3 protein-coding genes and 1 pseudogene are annotated in these 3,572 nt (G+C 51.8%); all 4 read left to right on the top strand.

Going from position 1 to position 3,572, the window contains the following annotated elements; genetic code table 11:
• A pseudogene (locus AC2VLY_RS15135) lies at positions 1 to 859 on the top strand (hypothetical protein); the annotation flags it as partial.
• 67 nt (positions 860 to 926) lie between these two features.
• Positions 927 to 1,754 carry a hypothetical protein gene (locus AC2VLY_RS15130; RefSeq protein WP_486892768.1) on the top strand — a complete coding sequence of 276 codons (828 nt, stop codon included), beginning with the start codon at positions 927 to 929 and terminating at the stop codon, positions 1,752 to 1,754.
• A complete protein-coding gene (locus AC2VLY_RS15125; protein WP_486922561.1) occupies positions 1,751 to 3,016 on the top strand; it encodes a TrbC family F-type conjugative pilus assembly protein in 1,266 nt (421 codons plus the stop codon). Before AC2VLY_RS15130 ends, AC2VLY_RS15125 begins: the two co-directional genes overlap by 4 nt.
• Positions 3,013 to 3,411 (top strand): hypothetical protein, encoded by a 399-nt coding sequence (locus AC2VLY_RS15120; RefSeq protein WP_486922560.1) that lies wholly within the window; start codon positions 3,013 to 3,015, stop codon positions 3,409 to 3,411. The genes AC2VLY_RS15125 and AC2VLY_RS15120 overlap by 4 nt, the downstream gene beginning before the upstream one ends.
• The last annotated feature ends 161 nt before the right edge of the window (positions 3,412 to 3,572 follow it).

Raw genomic sequence — 3,572 nt, 5'->3', positions numbered from 1 at the left:
CGTGCCGATTATCGAGAGTATGTTCCACTGGGATCAAGACTGTGCCGTGGTCAGAGCGCAGTTTGCCCAGCAAGAACACTATGCGGCGAATACGCGGGTGTGCGAAAACAATCTGTTTAATACAGACGAGCAAACGGGAGAAGATTGTTCGTGTAATGGAAGGTCGGCTACGCCACAGTGCCAGACGTATTATTCGTCTTGTGAAGGAAACCTCCAAGGTTATGCGACATCAAGCAACACCTGTTCATGCAGTTTTTCTACTCAGGTTCAGGACGCAACACCAATTTGTAGTTCTATTCCGAACAATGCAAAGCCCGCATACTCCGCAACATGCACTCAATCCTCGTGGAATTCCAGTGCCGAGGCTTGTCAAGACCCGATATATTTTGAAAACGACAAATCGAAATGGATAGGGCCAACTGTAGGTTTTTCTAAAGGGAATATTAACGGGGCCGCCTTCTATACATACCAAACGAAGATAGATAATCCCACAGGAAAACCCAAAACCGTCTATTGGTTTGCAGAGAGTGATAACCAGGGTTGGTACGACCTGAATGGGGTGCAGGTGGGTTACGGAAACAATTCCGATAAGGTGCAACAAATACCTATTGTTCTCCAGCCAGGAGAAAATACCCTTTCGGTAACTGTTCATAATTTTCCACAGTCTTCATCAGCACAGGAGGAGTACGGACCGAATCCAAGTGGGACGATTGATCAGGTGGAAGGCTCCAACAAAACCGTTTACTCAACTACCGGAGGAAAGTCCTGGTATCAGGTACAAACAGTTTCTCCCTCTTCTTTGTCGCCACCCCCTTCCGGTCCAATCGTGAACTGCTACACCCAAAGCTGCGCTGGATAGGGTGCCTTGGAGAATTTTTAGAGATCATGTAAGATAATTAAATACACTACAACATAGGGGCTTGTTTGTGGGTATTTTTCCCTGGCGAAAAACATTATCTGGATTCCTGGCAGCAGGGATGCTGACCGTGGCAACCCAGGCGATAGCTGCGCCGACCGCGTTGCTCGCGCATGTGCTGGCCTCGCATCATGCCGGGAAGATCATCAAAACCTTTCCGGGGCCAGGCGGCCTGACCGGAATCGTGATGGAATACAATGGCAGCAAAGCCATAGCCTATCTCACGCCCGATGGGAAATACCTGATCAGTGGCCTGGTGGCCAACCTCGAAAATGGTCACAACATGACCAATGGCTATGGCCTGAAGTATATCGGCAAGGTGGACATCCTCAAGGGTCCAGCAGCCAGCCGGATAGCGTTCCAATGTGCTTCCCTTTCTGGAATCACAGTCGGAAACAAGACGGCCAAGAATTACATGATTGCCGTCTTCAATCCATCCACCCCGATGGGCTACAAGGTCATGGGAGCGATGATGGGAGAGGCTGGCCAGATGCAGAAAAAGGGCGCATTGAACGTCATGGCGTTGAAGCTCGTGCCCATTGGTCCTCTGGCCCCTGCCATCCTCTCGGCAGGCAATCGAGGCCGCGAGGACCGGCTTCTGAATGTGCTTCATCATCAATCTGCCGGTGCGACGATTTCACTCGGATCCCGATTCGCAGCACGCAACAACACGGTACTGAGCCAGATCCCCATGAAGCCGCCATTTCTGGTGATTTATTTTCCACAGGCGAATATGGAAGCGGCCATCCCCGTGCATAATCTGATGCGCGTTGGATCCGCTGTAGGGTCCGCTGAAGTGCTGGCCAACAGCGTCCAGAATCCGGCGGGTACCCAGTGATTACGCCACAAGTCAACATGGCCCAGGTACAATCCATCGTGCAGCGATCCGATGGCATCATGCGGTCGGCGGGTAAGCAATCCGCACCAGATTGGGAAACGCACGGCGTTAAACTCTCCGCGCAGGATACGCCTACCCAAAAAACCTTCATGCAGCCCGCGAAAAACGATCTGCAGCAATACGCGGCGGAGTACGCGGCAGAATCCAATGCCCAGGCGCAGGAGTTTCTGCGTAAGCGCGTGCATGGTGTACCGGTCATTCCCGCCAATCTGCACGGCAAAGCCCTGCAGGAGTATGTGGATCATACCCTGATGAAAAAAGAGGAGATGCAGGCGAAAACCCTGGTGTTCATCTCCATGAACATGCCGCACAGCATCTTGCGGAGATGGTTCAAGGCCGTGGCGGATAATAAAAAGCTCTTTGAGAGCACGGTTTTTATACTCCGGGGCTGGCCTAACCAGTCTGAAGGCCTGCCGGACATGATCAGCCAGGTGAACGGTCTGATGCCGTCGTACAAAAAGACCGCCAACGTCGAGATCAACCCGATCCAGTTCACAGATCATCATGTGAATCTGGCTCCGGTCATCATTCACAAGGCTCCGGACGGAAAGTGGGGTGCCATTGTCGGGGATGGTGATGGACTGCGCGGGGCGATCACGGCTATCAATCACGGGAAAGGGAATCCGCATAAGATTCACGGCCAGACGTGGAAAATTGCCGAACCCAACATGATCTCGGTCTTCGAGAAGAAGATCAAAACCTTTAACTGGCAAAAAGCTGAAGAGCAGGCCAAGGATCGGGACTGGCAGGAAGTGCGTTCGCGGATCGGAGATGCCCTGCCGGATTCAAGGAACGGTCGTCACTACACCTACAATCCCAGCATCATCGCTACCGCGACGATTCGCCTGCCTTCCGGAAAGATTCTGGTCCACAAGGGCCAGATCCTCGATCCCCTGACCGCTATGCCCTTCGGCTGGACCCAGAGCTATATCGTGTTCAATCCCGCGCAAGCCTGGCAGGTCGCCCAGGTAGAGGCATGGGAGAGCACCTATCCCAATGTCGTGATGATGGTCAGCGAGCTGCCCGATTCCTGGCAGTCAGAAAATGCGCTGGTAGATCGTCTGCAACACCCCGTCTATGGCATCACCCCGCACCTGGCGCAAAGACTCGGCATCAACCGGGTACCGGCGCTGATTCGGCCTGATGGGAAGGTTTTGTCAATTACGGTTCCGAAAGAACCGCTGGAAAGGAGGGAGGGATGACGACATTCAAACTAAACGGACTAACAAGATCCCAGAAGCAGGAGCGGGGCAGAGAAATGCAGAAAGCCTCTATTACTGCGATGAAAGCATATTTTCTGGGCGATGGATCGTTAAAACGAATTACGCGCTTTCTGGTTGTTTTTCTTTTGTATTTCATTTTTTGGACCGTGGTAGCTACCAGTGTCGTCTTCACGGTCCTGCTGGTTTCGGATGCGCTATTTATAGCGCCAGGTTACAAATATCTATTTGATCATATTGATGCCCTCGCTGGTTTGTCGAGCGTTTTTCAGATGGGGATATGTCTTGGGGTACTTGTAGCTTTGATCATGGCGTTGGATCCGATTGTTGGCCCGGCTAAGAGCCTTGTGATGAAAAAATGGAAAGGAGATGCTTGATGGATATGAATGCTGTACATGACAAGGCCCGTCGGCATGAGGTTGAGATTGTCTGCGCCAAAAGCGATTTAAGAGGGCTGGAAAACACCTCTCCAGAGGATCTGAAAAGAGTTCTGCAAAACGCCAAAGTCAAAATCGTTTTTGAACTGGATGCAGAAGAT

The sequence above is a fragment of the Acidithiobacillus sp. TH-A36 genome, assembly GCF_057473445.1.
Note: the sequence above shows the minus strand (reverse complement) of the source record. Positions and strands in the feature narration are given on the sequence as shown.